This is a genomic window from Streptomyces sp. NPDC058001 (assembly GCF_042886315.1).
Lineage (GTDB): Bacteria > Actinomycetota > Actinomycetes > Streptomycetales > Streptomycetaceae > Streptomyces.
The window spans coordinates 1-19,346 of sequence record NZ_JBHVQT010000008.1; the positions used below are offsets into that span (position 1 = coordinate 1).

Here is a 19,346-nt window from a genome sequence, read left to right on the forward strand (position 1 = left end):
CGCTCCCTCAACCCCGAAAGATCATCGTGTCCAACGGCCACGGTCCTCGCAACTCCCACAGATCGCGGGTGTTGCGAGGACCATTAGAACCCAAGCCGGCGGGAGGGGCCCAGACCCGTGTCCGGGGCGCGGGCCCGGTGGCTCAGGTGTCGTCGTCGTTCCGGGCGCGGCTGGGCTGGACCCGCTTCGGTTCGCCCGGCATCTTCGGGTACTCGGGCGGATAGGGCAGATCGCCGAGCCCGTGGTCGTGTTCGTCGCGGCGGGCGAGTTCGAGGAGCGAGTCGAGCGAGAACCGGTGCGCGTCCATGTCGGCGTGCACATCGCCGACGTCGCGGTAGCGGACCGGCATGGTCGCGATGTCGAAGTCCTCGGGCACCGCGTCGTCCACCTCGTCCCAGAGCAGCGGCGCGGAGACGGGGGCGTGCGGGCGGGGGCGTACGGAGTAGGCGGAGGCGATGGTGCGGTCGCGTGCGGTCTGGTTGTAGTCGACGAAGATGCGCTCGCCGCGCTCCTCCTTCCACCAGGCGATGGTGACGCGGCCCGGCATCCGGCGTTCCAGCTCGCGTCCGCAGGCGATGGCGGCGCGGCGGACCTGGGTGAAGGTCCAGCGCGGCTCGATCGGTACGAAGACATGCAGGCCGCGTCCGCCGGAGGTCTTGGGCCAGCCGCGCAGTCCGTGCTCCTCCAGGATCGCCCGGAGTTCATGGGCGGCGCGTACCGCGTCCTTGAAGTCGGTGCCGGGCTGCGGATCGAGGTCGAGCCGGAGTTCGTCGGGGCGGTCGGTGTCGTCGCGCCGCACGGGCCAGGGATGGAAGGTGAAGGTGCCGAACTGGGCGGCCCAGAGCACGGCGGCGACCTCGGTGGGGCACATCTCGTCGGCGAAGCGGCCACTGGGGAAGGTGATGTGGGCCGTGGGGATCCACTTCGGCATGTTCTTGGGGGCGCGCTTCTGGAAGAAGGACTCGCCGCCGAGACCCTCGGGGTAGCGCTCCAGTGTGGTGGGCCGGTCGCGCAGGGCGCGCAGGATGCCCTCGCCGACCGCGATGTAGTAGCGGGCGAGGTCCAGCTTGGTGAACCCACGCTCCGGGAAGTAGACCTTCTCCGGGCTGGACAGACGCACGGTCCGCCCGCCCACTTCCAGCTCGATCGCCGCACCGTGGCTGCTCGCACCCATGACGGTCACAGTAGGCGAGGCCCCCATACACCGCATATCGGACGGCGATATACGGCATATCAGGCCGTCGCACAGCGGGCCGATCCTCGTGGTACCCGGCAGAATCGGGCTATGAAACTGCCGGTGATGCCGCCCGTGAAGCCGATGCTCGCCAAGTCCGTGGCGAGCATCCCGCCGGGCATGCAGTACGAGGCGAAGTGGGACGGGTTCCGGGCGATCGTCTTCCGGGACGGCCCCGAGATCGAGCTGGGCAGCCGTACGGGCAAGCCGCTGACCCGCTACTTCCCCGAGTTGGTCACGGCGCTCGGCGAGCGGCTGCCGCAGCGGTGTGTGGTGGACGGCGAGATCGTGATCGCCCGTGAGGGGCGGCTCGACTTCGACGCGCTCACCGAGCGGATCCATCCGGCCGCGTCCCGGGTCCGGACACTCGCGGAGCGCACCCCGGCCTCCTTCGTCGCCTTCGACCTGCTGGCCCTGGGCGACGAGAGCCTGCTGGACGCCCCGCTGACGGACCGGCGCACCCGTCTGGCCGAGGCGCTGCGCGGAGTGACGCCGCCGGTGCATCTGGCGCCCGCGACGACGGACCGCGATGTGGCGCGGAGCTGGTTCGAGCAGTACGAGGGCGCGGGCCTGGACGGGGTCGTCGCGAAACCGCTCGAACTGCGCTACCGGCAGAACGAGCGCCTGATGTTCAAGGTCAAGCACGAACGGACGGCGGACTGCGTGGTCGCCGGCTACCGCTTCCACAAGACGGGCCCGATTGTCGGCTCGCTGCTCCTCGGGCTGCACGACGACCGGGGCGCGCTCCAGCACGTCGGGGTCTGCGCCGCCTTCTCGATGACGCGACGGGCGGAGCTGATCGAGGAGTTGGAGCCGCTGCGGATGGAGTCGGCGGCCGGGCATCCATGGGCCGCGTGGACGGACGAGACGGCGCACGAGTCGGCGCGGCTGCCGGGCGCGCCGAGCCGCTGGTCGGGCAAGAAGGACCTGTCGTGGGTGCCGCTGCGTCCGGAGCGGGTGGCCGAGGTGGCGTACGACCACATGGAGAACGGGGCACGGTTCCGGCACACGGCGCGCTTCCGCCGCTGGCGCCCGGACCGGGCACCGGAGAGCTGCACGTTCGGGCAGTTGGAGGAGCCGGTGCGCTATGACCTGGCGGAGATCCTGGGCACCGGGCACTGACCGGCTCCCTTGCCGGATCCCGACGTACGCTTGAACACACAAGCGAATTACGGGGACTTCGGGGACACGGGGGTGCAGGTCGTATGAGACCGTCCGCGCACATACGGTACGGCGTCCGCATACGGTACGGCGCCGCCGTCGCGGTCACGGTGGCCGCCCTGGTGTCGGCGTGCACCGTGCACAGCGAGACCCCGCCACCCAGGGCCGACGCCTCCCCGTCCCGCACATCCGTGTCACCGAGCCCCGACGCCAGCCCCACGCCGACCGCACCGCCGGTACTCGCCGTGAAGATCGACAATGTGGGTCCGGCCCGCCCGCAGACCGGCATCGACGCGGCGGACATCGTGTACGCGGAGCAGGTGGAGGCCGGTCTGAGCCGGCTGATGGCGGTGTTCGCGACCCGGCTGCCCCAGGCCGTGGGGCCGGTGCGCAGCGCGCGGGAGACCGATCTCGAACTGCTCGGCCAGTTCCACGATCCGACACTGGCCTTCTCCGGCGCGCAGTCGAAGCTGTTGCCGCTGATCGACAAGGCGCCGCTGCGGCCCGTCCCGCCGGAGAAGGCGGTGTCGGCCTACTACCGGGGTATGGGCAAGCCCGCCCCGCACAATCTCTATCTCCGCCCGGACAAGGTGATGGACAAGGCGGCGGGCGCGGCGGCCCTCGCGCAGACCGGGTTCCGCACGGGTCCCGCGCCCACGGGCGGCAAGGCGGTGAAGCAGCGGACCGTGAAGTTCCCTGCCGCGCGCTTCACGTTCACCTGGTCCGCCGATCGCGGGCGCTGGCTGGTCTCGATGGACGGCACCCGGGCCCGCACCACCGACGGCAAGGACCTGGCGCCCGCGACGGTGGTCGTGCAGCACGTGACGGTACGGAAGTCCGCGTTCCATGACTTCCTCGGCAACAACTCCCCGTACAGCGAGACGGTCGGCTCGGGCACCGCCGAGGTGCTGCGCGACGGCCGGTCCTACGAGGTCCGGTGGAGCCGTCCGAGCGCGGACGAGGGCACCGAGTTCACGACTGCGGACGGCACTCCGGTGAACTTCGCCCCGGGGCAGGTGTGGGTGGTGCTGGCCAAGGCGTGACCCCCGGGCCTCCCGCGACCTTCCCTGAACCTTCGCTCAGGCGCCCTTCGCGGCGAGCGGTTCGGCCGGGTTGCGCAGGTCCTCGGCGGCGTCCGCGACCTTGCGGATCAGCGTCAAGAACTGGGCCCGCTCATCCTCTGTGAGCGGTGCCAGGAACACCTGGTTCATCCTGGCCGTCCGCACCGTCAGCTTGCGATGTGTACGGATGCCCTCGTCGGTCAGCCGCAGCAGGAAACGGCGGCCGTCCTGCGGGTCCCGCACCTTGTCGAGGAGCCCGCGCCTTTCGAGCCTGCTGATCACCTCGGCGATCGTCGAGCGGTCGAGGCCGACCCGCTCCCCCACCGTCCGCTGATCGAGACCCGGCTCAACAACGAGGGTGTTGAGGACGGCGAACTGCGGGGACGTGATCTCCTCCGAGACCATCGTGTTCCACAGCAGATGGTGCGCCTGCTGGAGACGCCGGGCCAGATGCCCGGGGTGGGTGCCCAGATCCACCGCGCCCATAAAGGTCCTCCGCTCCCCGTGACGCCGGTGATCCCGACGCTGCCGATCCGCTGATTTCGTCGGCACACTGAACAATACCGAGCGAGGGTAGCGAGTATTGACGGCTGCACACGTAGATGGCAACGTGACCAGCACTTCAGAAAATAGTCAGTGCGCTGACTATCTGATGTCGGGCACGGAGACGGGATGGGGCGTCGCACATGGACAAGGTGGTGGGTTCGGCCGCCGAAGCGGTGGCGGACGTGGGCGCGGGCGCGTCGCTCGCGGTCGGCGGCTTCGGACTCTCGGGCGTACCGAACGTCCTGATCCGCGCCCTCTTCGAGCGGGGCATCGGCGGCCTGAAGGTGGTGTCGAACAACTGCGGGGCGATGGGCTCCGGGCTCGCGGTGCTGCTCGCGGCCGGCCGGATCGCCCGGGTGACCGGGTCCTACATCGGCGCCAACAAAGAGTTCGCGCGGCAGTACCTCGCCGGTGAGCTGGAGGTCGAGATGATCCCGCAGGGCACGCTCGCGGAGCGGCTGCGGGCGGGCGGCGCGGGCATTCCGGCGTTCTTCACCCCGGCGGGCGTCGGCACCCAGGTCGCCGACGGTGGACTCCCCTGGCGCTACGACGGCCGGGGCGGGGTGTCCGTGGCGTCCCCACCGAAGGAGGTCCGGGTCTTCGACGGCGTCGAGTACGTGATGGAGCGGGGCATCCGCACCGACTTCGCCCTGGTACGCGCGGCCCGTGGCGACCGGCACGGGAACCTGGTGTTCGCGAAGTCGTCCCGCAACTTCAACCCGCTCGCCGCGATGGCCGGTCGCGTGACGATCGCGGAGGTCGAGGAGCTGGTGGAGCCGGGCGCGATCGATCCGGACCAGGTGCATCTGCCGGGCGTGTTCGTGCGGCGCGTGGTCGCGCTGACGCCGGAGCAGGCGGCGGACAAGGGGATCGAGAACAGGACGGTGAGCGCGTGATGGCGTGGACGCGTGAGGAGATGGCGGCGCGTGCGGCACGCGAGTTGCGCGACGGGCAGTACGTGAACCTGGGGATCGGGCTGCCGACGCTGATCCCGAACCATCTGCCGCCGGGCGTCGAAGTGGTCCTGGAGTCCGAGAACGGCATCCTCGGCACCGGCCCGTACCCGGGCGAGGACGAGGTGGACCCGGATCTGATCAACGCGGGCAAGGAGACCGTCACGGTCCTGCCCGGGGCGTCGTTCTTCGACTCGGCGCTGTCGTTCTCGATGATCCGGGGCGGCCATATCGATGTGGCGGTGCTCGGCGCCATGCAGGTGTCGGCGCGCGGCGACCTCGCCAACTGGGCCGTACCCGGCAAGCTGATCACCGGGATCGGCGGTGCGATGGACCTCGTCCACGGCGCCCGGACGGTCCTGGCCGTGATGACGCACACCGCCAAGGACGGCAGCCCGAAACTTGTCGAGGAGTGCGATCTGCCGCTGACCGGGCGGGCCTGTGTGGACCGGGTGATCACCGACCTCGGTGTCCTCGACGTCACCGAGGACGGGCTGTTGCTGATCGAGACGGCGCCCGACGTGAGCGCCGACGAGGTGCGGGAGCGGACCGGGGCCAAGGTCCGTTTCGCGGAAGGGATCGCGTGATGAGCGCGCCGGTGACACCCACCCAGCAGGACATGGACGTCGGGATCGCCGACGCCCAGGACGCGTACGACAAGGCCCGCGCGGCGGGCGCCCCCGCGCGGCACCATCCACCGCGCGACTACGCCCCGTACCGCAGCTCCCTGTTGCGGCATCCCCGGCAGCCGCTGGTCGTCGTGGGCGGCGGGGACCCGGAGACCGTGGAGCTGTCGGGGCCCGTGTTCGGCGCGACCGACATCACCGGGACCGACAGCGACCTCACCGCGCAGCACCAGGGCGAACCGCTCGGCGAGCGCATCACCGTCACCGGACGGCTCATGGACCGCGACGGACGCCCGGTGCGCGCACAGCTCGTCGAGATCTGGCAGGCCAACGCCTCAGGGCGATACGCGCATCTGCGCGACCAGCACCCGGCGCCGCTCGATCCGAACTTCACCGGCGTCGGCCGCACCCTCACCGACGACGCCGGCCGCTACTCCTTCACCACGGTCAAGCCGGGCGCCTATCCGTGGCGCAACCACGACAACGCCTGGCGGCCCGCGCACATCCACTTCTCGGTGTTCGGATCGGCGTTCACGCAGCGGCTCATCACGCAGATGTACTTCCCGAACGACCCCCTCTTCCCCTACGACCCGATCCTGCGGTCCGTGACCGACACGGCGGCCCGTGACCGGCTGGTCGCCGCCTACCGCCACGACCTGTCGCGCTCGGAGTTCTCGCTCGGCTACGAGTGGGACATCGTCCTCGACGGACCGTCCGCCACCTGGATCGAGGAAGGCCGCTGACTGCCATGACCGAGCGACTGACCGGGCCCGGCGAGCGTCTACTCCCCACCCCAGCACAGACCGTCGGCCCCTTCTACGGCTATGCGCTGCCCTTCCCGGAGGGCGAGCAGATCGCGCCCAAGGGACACCCCGACACGATCACCGTGCACGGGTACGTCCTCGACGGCGCCGGTGATCCGGTGCCGGACGCGCTGCTTGAGTTCTGGCAGGCGGACCCGGACGGCTCCCTGAAGGGCGCCCCCGGATCGCTGCGCCGGGACACCGTGACCGGCGGCTACCTCGGCCGCAACGGCACCGACTTCACGGGATTCGGGCGGGTGGCCACGGACGCGGACGGCCACTTCGCGCTGTTCACCCTGGAGCCGGGACCGACCGGGGACGAGGTGGGGCTGCCGTATCTCGCCGTGTGCGTGTTCGCGCGGGGGCTGCTGCACCACCTCTTCACCCGCGTGTACCTGGCGGACGGCCCCGATCCGCTCCTGGACGCACTGCCGGACGAACGGCGGGCCACGCTGGTCGCACGGCCGGGACCGCACCGGACGTACCGTTTCGACATCCGCCTTCAGGGCGAGGGCGAAACGGTCTTCCTGGAGTTTCCGTGACATTCGTGGAATCCGACGTGGGGCTGCTGGCTCCCGGACGGGCCGGTTCGGCCGCCGAGGCCGCGACCGGTGACGGCGCCTTCCTGCGGGCACTGCTCGACGCCGAGGCCGCGCTCACCCGGGCCCAGGCCACGGTCGGACTCGCACCCGCGGAGGCCGCCCTCGCGCTGACGGCGGCGGCCGACGACACGGCCCGCTTCGACGTACGGGACCTCGCGCTGCGGGCCCGCGCCGGCGGCAACCCGGTGATCCCGCTGGTCGCGGATCTGACGGCGGCGGTGCCCGAGGAGTACGGGCCCTACGTCCACCGGGGGGCGACGAGTCAGGACATCCTCGACACCGCGATGATGCTCGTCGCGTCCCGGACCCTGGACCTGGTCCTCGCGGACCTGTCCCACACGGAGACCGCGCTCGCCCGCCTGGCGACGACACACCGGAACACCGTGATGCCGGGCCGCACCCTCACCCAACACGCCGTCCCGACCACCTTCGGCCTGAAGGCAGCGGGCTGGCGCTGGCTGACCCTGGACGCGAGGGACCGATTGCGGGGGGTGAGGGATGGGTTGCCGGCGCAATTGGGCGGAGCGGCGGGAACGCTGGCGGCCTTCCAGGTGTACGCCGGTTGTGGGCAGGCGTCCCGCAGGGCGGGACAGGTGGGCACAACCCCATGGGACCGGCTCCCCGCGGTCTACGCCCACGAACTCACCCTGAAAGAACCGAAGTTGCCGTGGCACACACTCCGCACCCCCGTAGCCGACCTCACCGGCGCCCTGACGTTCACCGCAGGCGCCCTCGGCAAACTCGCGGTGGACATACTCACCCTGACCCGCACGGAAATCGCGGAAATCACCGAAGGCACCGGCGGCGGATCGTCGGCCATGCCCCACAAGGCGAACCCGGTCCACGCCACCCTGATCGCCGCGTCGGCCCGCCGCGCCCCCGGACTCGCCGCCACGCTGTACGGTTCCGTCGCCGCCGAGGACGAACGGCCCGCCGGTGCCTGGCACGCCGAGTGGGAACCGTTGCGGGACCTGCTCCGGCTGGTCGGCGGGGCGGCGCACCACTCCGTGGCACTCACCGGCGGCCTTCAGGTGCACGCGAGCACGATGCGGGCGCACCTCGACCTCACCCATGGGCTGATCGTCTCCGAGCGGCTGTCCGCCGAACTCGCGCCCCGCATCGGCCGGTCACGGGCGAAGGCGCTCCTCACGGACGCGGCCCGCCGCGCCACAGCTGAGGGCCGCGCGCTCGCGGACGTACTGGCCGACGAGCCCGACCTCGCGGAACTCGGCCTGGATCTCGCCGAGTTGACCGACCCGACCGCCTATACGGGTTCCGCCGGAGCCCTTACCGATCGCGCCTTGGAGCGCTCATGACCGACACGACCCTGCTCCACCACCGCGCGGAAGGCCCGGCGACCGCTCCCCCGCTGATCCTCGGCCCGTCCCTGGGCACCTCGCTCGCCCTGTGGGACGCGGTGGCCCCCGAACTCTCCACCAGGCACCGGGTGATCCGCTGGGACCTGCCCGGCCATGGCGGCTCTCCCGCCGAACTGATCGGACCCGGTGCCACGGTCGCCGATCTGGCGGAACTGGTACTGACTCTCGCGGACGCGCTGGGCATCGACCGGTTCTCGTACGCGGGGGTCTCCCTCGGCGGCGCGGTGGGGCTGCATCTGGCGGTGCGTCACCCCGAACGGGTCGAGCGGCTCGCGGTGTTGTGCTCGTCGGCGCACTTCGGTGCCCCAGAGCCGTGGCGGGAGCGGGCGGCGCTGGTACGGCGTGAGGGTACGGGTCCGGTCGCGGAGACGGCGTCCGCGCGGTGGTTCACTCCGGGGTTCACGGTGCCCGCACTGGTCGAGGACAACCGGCGGGCCGATCCGGAGGCGTACGCGGCGTGTTGCGACGCGCTGGCCGCCTTCGACATCCGCGACGCGCTGCCGACGATCGTCGCGCCGACGCTGCTGGTCGCGGGGCGCGAGGATCCGGCGACTCCGCCTGCCCATCTGCGGGAGATCGCCGACGCGGTGCCCGGTGCGACGCTCACCGAGTTGGCGGGCGCCTCGCATCTGGCACCGGCCGAGCGCCCGGGGGCCGTACTCGCCGCGCTGCGGGGGCACTTCGACGGGGAGCCGGGGCAAGGGATCGCGGTACGGCGCGCGGTGCTCGGTGACGCGCATGTGGACCGGGCGCAGGCGAGTACGGACGCGTTCACGGTCGGCTTCCAGGACTTCATCTCACGGTACGCGTGGGGGGAGATCTGGACCGATCCGACGCTGTCGCGCCGGGAGCGCAGCATGATCACGCTGACGGCTCTGGTCGCCCACGGCCATCTGGACGAACTGGCGATGCACCTCCGCGCGGCCCGTCGCAACGGACTGACCCCCGACGAGATCGCCGCCGTCCTCATGCAGACAGCGGTGTACTGCGGCGTACCGGCGGCCAACGCGGCCTTCGCGGTGGCCCGCAGGACACTGAACGACGAGCCCGGCACCTGACCGACCCAGGCCGCACTGTGTCCCGCACTCTGTGTCGCGCCAAGAACACTTTCCCGCCGCCACGGCGAACAGCCCACCACGGCGAGTGTCCGGCGGAATCCGCGACAGCCGCAGCCCCTTCCCGGCAGGGACGATCCCCGGGCGGGCGGGGGCCCGGGTCAAGTCCCGGTTTCGTCCCGGCAGGGATCGGCAGGGATCAGCGGAGGCCCCGGCCCGTCGCCAGGACCTCTTCCGCGCGTGCCACGACGCCGTCCGCTCCGCAGGACCGCGCCAGCGTCAGACCCCGGGTGAGTTCCGGGACGGACCTGGCCGCGATGCCGTAGTCGACGCGGGCCACGGCGTGTTCGTAGGCGCAGGGTGACGCCTCCAGATAGGCCGCGGCCTGGGCGTACAGCGTGACCGAGCGCTGACCGGTCTCCAGGGCGGCGGCGCACCGCAATGCCTCCCCTATGGCCGTGTCGGTGCCGAACCTTTCCGCCTGGGCACGGGCGTCCGCGGCGAGCGAGGCCGCCCGGCCGGGATCGTCCTTGGCGAGGGCGCGGGCCAGATCCCCGGCCCACGGCGCCATGATCGTGTTGTGCCGGCCACGGGCCGCCGCCGCCTTCTCGGCCGCCTCCAACTCGTTCACGCCCTCCTTGACCCGCCCGGCCTCGATCAGCAACCGGCCGCGTACCGAGTGGACGTCGGGCATGACGACCGTCGACGGGTACGGCGGCGCGAAGGAGTACCGGTCGGCGACCTCCAGGGCCTGGTCGACATGGCCACGGGCGAGCAGGGTGTCGATGAGCATGCACGCCGCGTCCCAGTGCATCGGCAGTCCGCGCCCGACCCGGTCGGCGAGCCGCAGCGCTTCCCGCAGATAGCCCTCCGCCTCGCTGAGCCGCCCGCGTCTGCGGTGCACGAATCCGACGAACGCCTGGGCGAGCGCGAGATGACCACCGCTCCAGCCCGCCGCCTGGTACGCCCGCAGCGCCCCCGTGAACAGGCTCTGCGCACGGTCGAGTCGGTCCGCGAAGGTGTACGAGGCGCCGAGCATCACGAGGAGTTCGAAGCCCCACTCGGTGTCGGTCCAACCGAGTCCGGGCGCGAGACTGCCGTTGACGAGGGAACGGTCGCAGAGTTCGACGACCTCCTCGGCATTCTCGCCCCGGTTCATGGCGTCGTACGCGCGCAGTATCAGCAGGGCGCGCTCGGAGTTGTCGCGTCCGGTGAGCGGTCCGGCGAGCGTGGCGAGGCTGCGGGACCGGCCGGGCGAGTCCTCCTCACCGGCGTGGATGCCTTCCCACATGTAGTGCATGGCCGTGAGCCGCAGCCGCGCGGGTCCCACCGGCAGCCGCTCGGCCTCGGCGTCGACCGCGCGGACGGCCTCCTCCAACTCGCCGTTGTGGACGAGTGCCTGGGAGAGTCGGCAGACGGCGTCCACGCGGGTGTCGCCTTCGAGTCCCGGGGTCGCGAGGGCGTCGCGGAGATGTCCGATGGTGGTGGCGGGCGAGGTCAGCAGCGTGGCGCAGCCGAGTTCGTACAGCACCCGCGCCTGGACCTCCGGCAACGGCGGCTCCTCCAGGGCCCGTTCGAGACAGCGCCGGGCCGCGTCAGGGGCGCCGACGGCGAGGTGTTCGCGGGCGGCCACCCGCATCTGCTCGACGAGTTCGGGATCGTCGTCCGGGTGGACTTCGAGGAGATGCCGGGATGCCGCGGCGGCTCCCAGCCCGGTCCGGGTGACCTCCGCGGCGGCCACACCGTGGAACGCGGTACGGGTGGCGATCGGGATCGACTCGTACACAGCGTCGGCGATCAGCGGGTGCACGAACTCCAGTTCGCCGTCGCCGGTGAGGCCGTCGCCGGTGGCCTGCGCGGTGTCGCCGGCCGCGGTGAGGATACGGGCGGTCCGCAGCACCTGCGCGTAGTGCTCGGCCTCCTCCTTCGACAGGCCGGCGAGTCTGGCGGCCAGGGCGAGCGAGATCCGGGTGCCGAGGATGGCGGCGGCCCAGGCGAGCCGGGTCGCCTTGATGCCGAGCCCTTCGAGCCGGGCGACCAACCCGAGGCCGCGTGCCGACTTGTTGAGGGCGCGCAGTTCGGCGGCGGACGTCTCGACCGGTTGGAGCCCGCTGTCCTGGACCTTGGCGAGGAGTTCCACGGTCTCGTACGGATTGCCGCCGGTGACCGCCCACACCTCACGGCAGAACGGCGCGTCGGCCTGCTCGCCGAGCGTGGCGCGGGTGAGTCCGGCCGCCGCGTCCGGAGTGAAGGCGCGCAGCGTGGAACTGGGCCGGGCCGCGGCGCCGATCCGCTGGAGGAAGTGGGCGCTCTCCGGCGCGGCCTCGCCCTGCCGGTGCGCGACCACGACGAACACCGAGAGGTCGTCGAGGCGTTCGGCGAAGGCGGCGAGCCAGCGCAGGGACTCCTGGTCGGCCCAGTGGGCGTCGTCGATGAGCAGCACGAGCGGCCACTGGATCTCGGCGAGCCGTCGGACGGCGACGACCAGACCTTCGCAGACGCCCTGCGGGTCGGCCTGCCCCTCGCCCGGCTCGGCTATGCCGAGCGCGGGTCCCGCGATGTCGTACCAGCCGCCGAGGTAGTCGCGGGCCTCGCCGGGCGAGAGCGTCAGCAGCGCGGGTTGCAGCAACTGCCGTACGACGTTGAACGGTACGGAGGTGACGGTCGCGCCGCCGCGTGCCGACCACACCGTGCAACGGCCTTCGGACATACGGCGGACCTGGGCGAGCAGCGCGGTCTTGCCGATGCCCGCCTCGCCGGAGAAGACCAGCAGGCTGCCCGGTGAACCGGGGTCCGCGCAGAGCAGATCCACGGCTTCCGTGGCGGCGGCGATCTCTGCATCACGCTCCCACAGCGAAGCCACGACGCCCCGCGTCGGCCGTCCCTGCGTCATCCCGCAACCTCCCGAGGTCGCTCAATCGACGTACGGACCTTGAGATTAGCTGGCCGGATGCCCGATGCGGGTGGGGTCGGGCGAGGTCTTCCCGAGTTGGGTGAAGTGACTTGCGGTGACGCGCGCAAGACGCTAAGGCATAGGTCGGCCGTCCCTTTCATGGGGCTCTCATGGGGATTTCAGGCACGTCTCCTACTGTTACGGCATGACCCAGGTGACTCCTCCCGGCTGGTATCCCGACCCCGGCCAGACAAGTGAAGGACCGCCCACCGAGCGCTGGTGGGACGGCAGTGTGTGGACGGAACAGACCCGAGCCGCCGGGTCCAACGCCGTGTGGGGTCCGCCGGCGTATCCGCCCGGCGCCCCGGCCCCGGACCAGCGGCGTAAGAAGAAGGCACGCGCGGCGATAGGCGCGGTCGTGGCGCTGGTCGTCCTGGCCGGCATAGGCGGCGGGGTGTACGCCCTGACGGCGGGCGACGACGGAAGCGACGGCAAGGACCGTGCGGCGGTGGAGCCTTCGCCCGACGCGTCGTCTCCCGGCGGCCGGGGCGACACACCCCGGGAGCCGGGCACACCGGGCACACCGCCCCCGTCCGGTATGCCGTCGGTGCCGCCGAGCGAGGACGGTTTCGCGACCGACGCGGCGAGCGGCATCAGTCTGCCGGTGCCGGACGGCTGGACCGGACAGTCGGGCTATGTCGGCGCCGAGGTGTCCACGGGCCAGTACAAGTGCCCGGGTGACACGTCCACGCAGTGTGTGCGCGGCGGGGTGTTCTCGGCTCCGGCGGCGGCGCTCAAGCTGACGCAGACGACGTCGGAGGCGGTGGCCAAGGCGGACATCGAGAAGAACGCCGAGGAGTCCTACGGCGGTGAGGCGTACGGAAAGATCAGCTCGCACGACGAGTTGGAGTCGAAGGCCGTGACGGTCGCGGGCGCCAAGGGCTATCTGGTCCGCTGGAAGGTCGTCACGAGCACGGGCGACGACGGGTATGTGGAGTCGCTGGCCTTCCCGTCCCCCACGAACAAGGAGCGGATCGTGCTGGTCCGTTCCGGCTTCGACGTCAGCGACAAGGCGCCGAAGCTGTCCGTGATGGACGAGATCAGGGAGGGCATCAAGAAGGCACCGGCGGGCGCGGGCAACGGTCAGGAAGCCTGAAGCCCGAAGCAGGAGTGCCGGCTTCTGGACGGTGACACGGCGGACCGGGCGGGCTCCCCTTCTGTGAAGAGGGTCCGCCCGGTCCGGGTGGCGCGCCGCCCCCGTCCCCACGGTGCGGCGCGGGCAGGCCGCCGTCCGGTCATCCCGTTTCGACGGCGGCCTGTCGTTCAGGTGCCCCCGAGGGGCAGGTGCCCTTGGGGGGTGCGGTGAGTCCGAGTGCGGGCAGTACCGACGCCTCGACGAAGCGGGCCATGTATTCCCCGTCCGCGTAACGGCCCTCAAGGACCGGCCGGGCCCGCAGGACGCCGAACAGCTGGGCGGTGACGAAGGCGGCGGCCGGGTGGTCGGCGGCGATCTCACCGCGTTCGACGGCCCGGCACAGCATCGCGTCGATCGCCGTGACCTCCGGGTCGACCAGGGCCTCGCGCAGGGCCCGCTTCAGCTCCGGGTCGTGCAGGACGGCATGCCCGACCGCGTGCAGGAGTTGGGTGTCGTCGCCCGACCGGTCACCGGCCGCGAGCGCGGCGGCCCGAAGGTCACCGGCGAGGCTGCCGGTGTCGATGTCGACGAAACGCGCGCACCGGTTCGAGCGAAGCGCCGCGGCGACGAACTGCGGCTTGGTCTTCCACTGCCGGTAGAGCGTGGACTTGCTGCACCGTGAGCGGGCGGCGACGCCCTCCATGGTCAGGGACTCGTACCCGCACTCGCGGAGCTGGTCGAGCGCGGCCTCGTAGAACTCCCGCTCCCGCTCCGGCGTGATCTTGGAGCGGCGCGACGGGACCGGTGCCTCTGCTGCCCGCGACGTCATGGCTCTTCTCCTCGCTCCGGCGGCCCCCGGCCCTATCGATACGCCAGTGTACCGGTACGCCACCGTATCGGTACACTGGCGTATCGATAGGCGTCGGTCGGGCCACCCCTCCAGGGTGAAACGGCCGACGTCTGCTCACCGCACCGCCACTCTCACGTCAGCAAAGGGGCCGGGGGATGGATTCCCGAACCGAGCCTTCCGCGCCGGAGCCGGACATACCGGATGATCCACCGGCCCCGGTCCGCACCCGCGCGGCCCGTCCCGCCCTCAACCGTCCGCCGCTCCTGCGTGAACTCCTGCTCGTCGTCGGGCTCTTCGCCGTCTACAAGGCGGGCCGGCAACTGGCGACCGGCCACACCGAAGCCGCGTTCCGCAACGCACACCATGTATGGGACGCCGAGCGGGCCCTGCGGCTGCCCGGCGAGGGCGGTGTACAGGGCGCGCTACTGCACAGCGACACGCTCGTCCACCTCGCCAACACCTATTACGCGGCCGTCCACTTCCCGGCGACAGCGCTGTTCCTGGTCTGGCTGTATCTGCGCCGCCCGAGCCACTACGTCTGGGCGCGGCGCGTCCTGGCCGTCCTCACGGCCGCCGCGCTCGTCCTGCACCTCGCCTACCCGCTGGCCCCGCCGCGCCTGCTCAAGCTGACGGGCATGGTGGACACCGGGCAGGTCTACGGGCCGACGGTGTACGGCGCGGCGCCGCACGCGGACACGATGGCGAACCAGTTCGCCGCGATGCCGTCGCTGCACGTCGGGTGGGCGCTGATGGTCGCGATCGGCCTGATCGCCGCGGTCCGTTCCCGGTGGCGGTGGCTGTGGCTGCTGCACCCGCTGCTCACGCTGCTCGTGGTCGTCGCCACGGCGAACCACTACTGGCTGGACGCGGTGGTCGCGGCCGTACTGCTCGCGGGCGCGCTGGCTGCGGTACGGCACTTCGGTACGGCGTCGCCCCGCCGGGTCCGCCTGGTGACGTCGGACACGGCGTCAAACACGGTGCCGGACGCGGTGCCGGACGCGGTGCCGGACGCGGTGCCGGACGCGGTGTCCGCCGGGGTCGTCGGCTCCGGAGCCGGGCGGTGAACGCCGCCGTCGTCGCCGTCGCGCTCTCCCTGCTGTCCGCCGTCGCGTACGCCGCCGCGGCCGTCGCCCAGGAACGCCTCGCCGCCCGGACCGCCGACACCGGCACCGGGCTGCTGCGCCTCCTCGGCACCGGCGCCTGGTGGTGGTCGGTCCTGCTGAACGCGGGCGCGGCGCTGCTGCATGTCACGGCGCTCGCCTTCGGTCCGCTCACATTGGTGCAGCCGCTCGGCGCGCTGACGCTGGTGGCGGCGGTGCCACTGGGCGCGCGGGTCGCCGGGCGGCGGGTGACCGGCGTCGAGTGGCGCGGCACCGCGTTGACGCTGCTCGGTCTGGCCGCCCTGCTGGTCACCGCGTCGGGACCGGCGCCCGACGACACCCTGTCGCTGCCCGAGGCGGTCGGCGTGGCCGGCGTGACGGCCACCCTGATCGGCCTTCTCTCGCGGCGCGGCGCCCGCCCGGGGCTGCGGCACGCGACCGCGTCCGGTTTCGCTTCGGGCGTCGCGTCCGCGCTGACGCAGACCGTGACGGTGGCCGCGACGGACCGGGCCGGGCCGCTGCTGAGCGCGCGGGTGATCGTGGTGGCGGTGCTGGTGGCGGCCTTCGCCGTGGGCGGCCTTTTCCTGTCCCAGACCGCCTACCGGGACGGGCTCGGCGCCCCGCTCGCCCTGGTCACCCTGGCCAACCCGGTCGCGGCGGCGGTCGTCGGACTGACCCTGCTCGGCGAACGTCTCCAGGGCGGGATCGCGGGACTGGCCCTCGCCGCGGTGGGTGCGGCGGCGGCGGCCCGGGGTGTGGTGATCCTGGCCCGCAGACCCCGCGAGAGCCTTCCGGGCGACCGGCCGCCGACGGCTCCCCTGATCCCGGCCCAGCCGGATTCGGACTCGTCGGCACCGCACCTCAGCCCGTCGGCCTAGCCGGACGGCGTCCGGCTCGGTCCCGGGTGCCCGAGATGCGCCGGGTTTCGACCACGCCTAGCGTGGCAGGCGTCCTCCCGGATCAAACGCGAACCAAGGAGTGATCATGGGCGACGGTGCCATGGACAAGGCAAAGGGCAAGGCCAAGGAAATGACGGGCAAGGCGACCGGCGACGACCGCATGGAAGCCGAGGGCAAGACGGACAAGGCCAAGGGCAGGGCACGCGACGCCGCCCAGAGCGGTCGCGAGAAGGCCAAGGGCGTACGCGACTCCCTCAAGCCCGACGACAAGTGACCCGGCACGCCTCGCACGTGGCGCCCGCTCTCGTTCCGTACGAGGGCGGGCGCCACGACGCTGACGGGGCCACGCCGCCTACGGCCCCAGTTCCACCCGGACCCTCAGCTCACCCTCCGACTCCTCCTCGCTGACCGTGCCGATACGGCCGGCCGCGCGGACGTCCGCCGCGATGCGGTGGAAGCGGTCGAGGGCGGGTCGCGGACCGGAGACGATCGCGTACGCGGCCTCGGCGCGCATCGACAGATGCGCCTCCGACTTGGCCTTGCGGACGGCGGCGATCACCTCGGACGCGGTGGCGAGCAGCCCGGCGTCCGACTCATCGGCATCCGGTCCATCGTCACCGGCACCCTTGTCGCCCGGCCAAGGGGCCCGGTGGACGGAACCGTCCGACCACCACGACCAGACCTCCTCGGTGACGAAGGGCAGGAACGGCGCGAACAGCCGGAGCAGGGTGTCGAGCGCGGTACGCAGCGCGAGCAGGGCGGAATCCCGGCCCGCCGCCTCCGAACCCCCCACCCCCGTACCGCCCGGACCGGACTCGCCAGCGTCCCCGTACGCCCGCGCCTTGACCAGTTCGACGTAGTCGTCGCAGAACCGCCAGAAGAACTGCTCGGTGCGTTCGAGGGCACGTGCGTGGTCGAAGTCCTCGAAGGCGGCGGTGGCTTCGTGGACGACGGTGGTGAGCGCGGCGAGCAGGGACCGGTCCAGGGGCGCGGTGACGGCAGCACCGGGGCCGGGTTCGCCGAGGCCGAGGACGAACCGGCCGACGTTGAGGATCTTCGTCGCGAGACGGCGGCCGATCTTCAACTGGCCGACGTCGAAGGCGGTGTCGGTGCCGAGCCGGGCGCTCGCCGCCCAGTAACGGGCCGCGTCGGACCCGTACCGGACCAGCAGGTCGGCCGGGGTGACGACGTTCCCGGCGGACTTGGACATCTTCTTGCGGTCGGGGTCGAGGATCCAGCCCGAGATGGCCGTGTGCCGCCAGGGCAGGGTGCCGTGCGCGGCATGCGAGCGGACGACCGTCGAGAACAGCCAGGTACGGATGATCTCGTGGGCCTGCGGACGGAGATCCATCGGGAAGACCCGCTCGAACAGCTCCGGGTCCCTGAGCAGGCCGCCCGCGATCTGCGGGGTGAGGGACGAGGTGGCCCAGGTGTCCATGACGTCGGGGTCGCCCGCGAACCCGCCGGGCGCGCCGCGCTGTTCCTCCTCGTACCCCGGCGGTGTGTCGCTGCTGGGGTCGACGGGCAGCGCCGACTCGTCGGGGAGCAGGGGGTGTTCGTGGTCGGGCCGGCCGTCCGCGTCGAGCGGGTACCAGACGGGGATCGGAACCCCGAAGAACCGCTGTCTGCTGACGAGCCAGTCCCCGTTGAGTCCGGTGACCCAGTTCTCGTACCGGATCCGCATGTGCGGCGGATGCCAGGTCAACTCCCGTCCCCGGGCGATGAGTCGGTCCCGGAGTTCGGCGTCACGGCCGCCGTTGCGGAGGTACCACTGCCGGGTGGTGACGATTTCGAGCGGACGGTCGCCCTTCTCGTAGAACTTGACGGCGTGGACGACCGGTCGCGGGTCGCCGAGCAGGTCGCCGCTCGCGCGGAGCATGTCGACGATGTGCTCGCGCGCGGTGTGGGCGGTCGCCCCGGCGAGCCGGGCGTAGGCCGTACGGGCCGCGTCCGTGCTGACGCCGGGCGGTGGCTCTGGGACGAAGCGACCGTCCCAGCCGATCACCGGGCGGGTGGCGAGCCGCAGTTCGCGCCACCAGACGACGTCGGTCGTGTCACCGAAGGTGCAGACCATGGCGATGCCGGTGCCCTTGTCCGGGGTCGCCAAGTGGTGAGCGAGGACGGGGACTTCGACGTCGAAGAGGGGGCTGCGGACGGTGCTCCCGACGAGGTCGGCGTACCGCTCGTCGTCCGGGTGGGCGACCAACGCGACGCAGGCGGGCAGCAGTTCGGGCCGGGTCGTGTCGACCAGGACCGGGTCGCCGCCGGGTCGGTGGAACGCGAGCCGGTGGTAGGCGCCGGGACGGTCCCGGTCCTCCAGTTCGGCCTGGGCGACCGCGGTGCGGTAGGTGACGTCCCAGAGGGTGGGCGCCTCCGCCTTGTACGCATCGTCGCGCGCGAGGTCACGCAGGAAGGCGCGCTGCGAGGTGGCCCGGGTGTCCGCGGCGATCGTGCGGTACGGGCGTGTCCAGTCGACGGACAGGCCGAGCCGCCGCCAGACCCGCGCGTACTCGGCCTCGTCCTCGGCGGTCAGCCGCTCGCACAGCTCGACGAAGGTGCGGCGCGAGACGGGGATCTGCCGCTTGCCCGGCTTCTCGGGCGGGGTGAAGTCGGGCTCGTACGGAAGGGAGGGGTCGCAGCGGACGCCGTAGTGATTCTGGACGCGGCGCTCGGTGGGCAGACCGTTGTCGTCCCAGCCGATCGGGTAGAAGACTTCCTTGCCGCGCATGCGCTGGAAGCGGGCGACGGTGTCGGTGTGCGTGTACGAGAAGACGTGCCCGATGTGCAGGGAGCCGCTGGCGGTGAGCGGCGGGGTGTCGATGGAGAAGACGTCGTCCCGGGTACGGGCCCGCTCACGGTCGAACGCGAATACGCCCCGCTCGTCCCATCGCGTCGACCACTTCTCCTCAAGCCCGTCAAGGGCCGGATTGCCGGGGACGCCCGCGGGGCGATGGGTGGGGTTCATGCCTGCCGATGCTAGCGGCGGGGGCGGGGGTGATCACGTGCTTTTCCGGCGGTGCGGGTGCGGGCGGTGCGGGTGCGGGCGATC

At 72.0% G+C, this 19,346-nt stretch carries 17 protein-coding genes; 12 read left to right on the plus strand and 5 right to left on the minus strand.

Annotated features, from left to right (window positions below; genetic code table 11):
* Nucleotides 1-142: 142 nt before the first annotated feature.
* A complete protein-coding gene (gene ligD, locus ACFVT5_RS20390; RefSeq protein ID WP_389889473.1) occupies nt 143-1,174 on the minus strand; it encodes a non-homologous end-joining DNA ligase in 1,032 nt (343 codons plus the stop codon).
* A gap of 111 nt (nt 1,175-1,285) precedes the next feature.
* On the opposite strand from ligD, the gene ACFVT5_RS20395 reads away from it, so the two are divergent.
* Complete coding sequence (locus ACFVT5_RS20395; RefSeq protein WP_389889476.1) at nt 1,286-2,356, plus strand: ATP-dependent DNA ligase; 1,071 nt, start codon at nt 1,286-1,288, stop codon at nt 2,354-2,356.
* Between the two features lie 83 nt (nt 2,357-2,439).
* Nucleotides 2,440-3,438: a DUF3048 domain-containing protein gene (locus ACFVT5_RS20400; protein WP_389889478.1), complete on the plus strand. Its 999-nt coding sequence runs from the start codon at nt 2,440-2,442 to the stop codon at nt 3,436-3,438.
* Between the two features lie 36 nt (nt 3,439-3,474).
* Here ACFVT5_RS20400 and ACFVT5_RS20405 read toward each other — a convergent pair whose 3' ends face one another.
* Entirely contained in the window at nt 3,475-3,942 is a 468-nt protein-coding gene (locus ACFVT5_RS20405) for a MarR family winged helix-turn-helix transcriptional regulator (protein WP_389889481.1), read from the minus strand.
* Between the two features lie 200 nt (nt 3,943-4,142).
* On the opposite strand from ACFVT5_RS20405, the gene ACFVT5_RS20410 reads away from it, so the two are divergent.
* Genes ACFVT5_RS20410 through pcaD form a run of 6 tightly spaced genes read left to right on the plus strand, consistent with a single transcriptional unit; the run spans nt 4,143 to nt 9,423 of the window.
* Entirely contained in the window at nt 4,143-4,898 is a 756-nt protein-coding gene (locus ACFVT5_RS20410; protein WP_389889483.1) for a CoA transferase subunit A, read from the plus strand.
* Nucleotides 4,898-5,542: a CoA transferase subunit B gene (locus ACFVT5_RS20415; RefSeq protein WP_389889486.1), complete on the plus strand. Its 645-nt coding sequence runs from the start codon at nt 4,898-4,900 to the stop codon at nt 5,540-5,542. The genes ACFVT5_RS20410 and ACFVT5_RS20415 overlap by 1 nt, the downstream gene beginning before the upstream one ends.
* A complete protein-coding gene (gene pcaH / locus ACFVT5_RS20420; RefSeq protein WP_389889489.1) occupies nt 5,542-6,324 on the plus strand; it encodes a protocatechuate 3,4-dioxygenase subunit beta in 783 nt (260 codons plus the stop codon). The genes ACFVT5_RS20415 and pcaH overlap by 1 nt, the downstream gene beginning before the upstream one ends.
* 5 nt (nt 6,325-6,329) lie before the next feature.
* A complete protein-coding gene (gene pcaG, locus ACFVT5_RS20425) occupies nt 6,330-6,926 on the plus strand; it encodes a protocatechuate 3,4-dioxygenase subunit alpha (RefSeq protein ID WP_389889492.1) in 597 nt (198 codons plus the stop codon).
* Complete coding sequence (gene pcaB / locus ACFVT5_RS20430) at nt 6,923-8,302, plus strand: 3-carboxy-cis,cis-muconate cycloisomerase (RefSeq protein WP_389889495.1); 1,380 nt, start codon at nt 6,923-6,925, stop codon at nt 8,300-8,302. Before pcaG ends, pcaB begins: the two co-directional genes overlap by 4 nt.
* Nucleotides 8,299-9,423 carry a 3-oxoadipate enol-lactonase gene (pcaD, locus tag ACFVT5_RS20435; protein WP_389889498.1) on the plus strand — a complete coding sequence of 375 codons (1,125 nt, stop codon included), beginning with the start codon at nt 8,299-8,301 and terminating at the stop codon, nt 9,421-9,423. The genes pcaB and pcaD overlap by 4 nt, the downstream gene beginning before the upstream one ends.
* A 196-nt stretch (nt 9,424-9,619) precedes the next feature.
* Here pcaD and ACFVT5_RS20440 read toward each other — a convergent pair whose 3' ends face one another.
* Nucleotides 9,620-12,313 (minus strand): ATP-binding protein, encoded by a 2,694-nt coding sequence (locus ACFVT5_RS20440; RefSeq protein ID WP_389889501.1) that lies wholly within the window; start codon nt 12,311-12,313, stop codon nt 9,620-9,622.
* A 205-nt stretch (nt 12,314-12,518) separates the two neighbouring features.
* Here ACFVT5_RS20440 and ACFVT5_RS20445 point away from each other — a divergent pair, with 205 nt between their 5' ends.
* Nucleotides 12,519-13,469: a DUF2510 domain-containing protein gene (locus tag ACFVT5_RS20445; RefSeq protein WP_389889504.1), complete on the plus strand. Its 951-nt coding sequence runs from the start codon at nt 12,519-12,521 to the stop codon at nt 13,467-13,469.
* A 139-nt stretch (nt 13,470-13,608) separates the two neighbouring features.
* Here the strand turns inward: ACFVT5_RS20445 and ACFVT5_RS20450 are convergent, their stop codons facing one another.
* A complete protein-coding gene (locus ACFVT5_RS20450) occupies nt 13,609-14,277 on the minus strand; it encodes a TetR/AcrR family transcriptional regulator (protein ID WP_389889507.1) in 669 nt (222 codons plus the stop codon).
* Between the two features lie 176 nt (nt 14,278-14,453).
* On the opposite strand from ACFVT5_RS20450, the gene ACFVT5_RS20455 reads away from it, so the two are divergent.
* The 3 genes from ACFVT5_RS20455 to ACFVT5_RS20465 all read left to right on the plus strand — a co-directional run bounded on the left by ACFVT5_RS20455 (nt 14,454) and on the right by ACFVT5_RS20465 (nt 16,571).
* Nucleotides 14,454-15,362, plus strand: a complete 909-nt coding sequence (locus ACFVT5_RS20455) for a phosphatase PAP2 family protein (protein ID WP_389889510.1) — start codon at nt 14,454-14,456, stop codon at nt 15,360-15,362.
* On the plus strand, nt 15,359-16,276 hold the full coding sequence (locus ACFVT5_RS20460; RefSeq protein WP_389889512.1) for a DMT family transporter: 918 nt from the start codon (nt 15,359-15,361) through the stop codon (nt 16,274-16,276). Before ACFVT5_RS20455 ends, ACFVT5_RS20460 begins: the two co-directional genes overlap by 4 nt.
* Nucleotides 16,277-16,382: 106 nt before the next feature.
* A complete protein-coding gene (locus ACFVT5_RS20465; RefSeq protein ID WP_389889515.1) occupies nt 16,383-16,571 on the plus strand; it encodes a CsbD family protein in 189 nt (62 codons plus the stop codon).
* 78 nt (nt 16,572-16,649) lie between these two features.
* Here the strand turns inward: ACFVT5_RS20465 and valS are convergent, their stop codons facing one another.
* Complete coding sequence (gene valS / locus ACFVT5_RS20470; protein ID WP_389889518.1) at nt 16,650-19,262, minus strand: valine--tRNA ligase; 2,613 nt, start codon at nt 19,260-19,262, stop codon at nt 16,650-16,652.
* Nucleotides 19,263-19,346: the final 84 nt, after the last annotated feature.

Bases quoted from the DNA above. Each gene is read 5' to 3' on its own strand.
- ligD (WP_389889473.1), bottom strand. From the start codon at position 1,174: ATGGGTGCGAGCAGCCACGGTGCGGCGATCGAGCTGGAAGTGGGCGGG.
- valS (WP_389889518.1), bottom strand. From the start codon at position 19,262: ATGAACCCCACCCATCGCCCCGCGGGCGTCCCCGGCAATCCGGCCCTT.
- pcaD (WP_389889498.1), top strand. From the start codon at position 8,299: ATGACCGACACGACCCTGCTCCACCACCGCGCGGAAGGCCCGGCGACC.
- pcaG (WP_389889492.1), top strand. From the start codon at position 6,330: ATGACCGAGCGACTGACCGGGCCCGGCGAGCGTCTACTCCCCACCCCA.
- ACFVT5_RS20415 (WP_389889486.1), top strand. From the start codon at position 4,898: ATGGCGTGGACGCGTGAGGAGATGGCGGCGCGTGCGGCACGCGAGTTG.
- ACFVT5_RS20410 (WP_389889483.1), top strand. From the start codon at position 4,143: ATGGACAAGGTGGTGGGTTCGGCCGCCGAAGCGGTGGCGGACGTGGGC.
- pcaH (WP_389889489.1), top strand. From the start codon at position 5,542: ATGAGCGCGCCGGTGACACCCACCCAGCAGGACATGGACGTCGGGATC.
- ACFVT5_RS20400 (WP_389889478.1), top strand. From the start codon at position 2,440: ATGAGACCGTCCGCGCACATACGGTACGGCGTCCGCATACGGTACGGC.
- ACFVT5_RS20440 (WP_389889501.1), bottom strand. From the start codon at position 12,313: ATGACGCAGGGACGGCCGACGCGGGGCGTCGTGGCTTCGCTGTGGGAG.
- ACFVT5_RS20405 (WP_389889481.1), bottom strand. From the start codon at position 3,942: ATGGGCGCGGTGGATCTGGGCACCCACCCCGGGCATCTGGCCCGGCGT.
- ACFVT5_RS20465 (WP_389889515.1), top strand. From the start codon at position 16,383: ATGGGCGACGGTGCCATGGACAAGGCAAAGGGCAAGGCCAAGGAAATG.
- ACFVT5_RS20455 (WP_389889510.1), top strand. From the start codon at position 14,454: ATGGATTCCCGAACCGAGCCTTCCGCGCCGGAGCCGGACATACCGGAT.
- ACFVT5_RS20395 (WP_389889476.1), top strand. From the start codon at position 1,286: ATGAAACTGCCGGTGATGCCGCCCGTGAAGCCGATGCTCGCCAAGTCC.
- ACFVT5_RS20450 (WP_389889507.1), bottom strand. From the start codon at position 14,277: ATGACGTCGCGGGCAGCAGAGGCACCGGTCCCGTCGCGCCGCTCCAAG.
- ACFVT5_RS20445 (WP_389889504.1), top strand. From the start codon at position 12,519: ATGACCCAGGTGACTCCTCCCGGCTGGTATCCCGACCCCGGCCAGACA.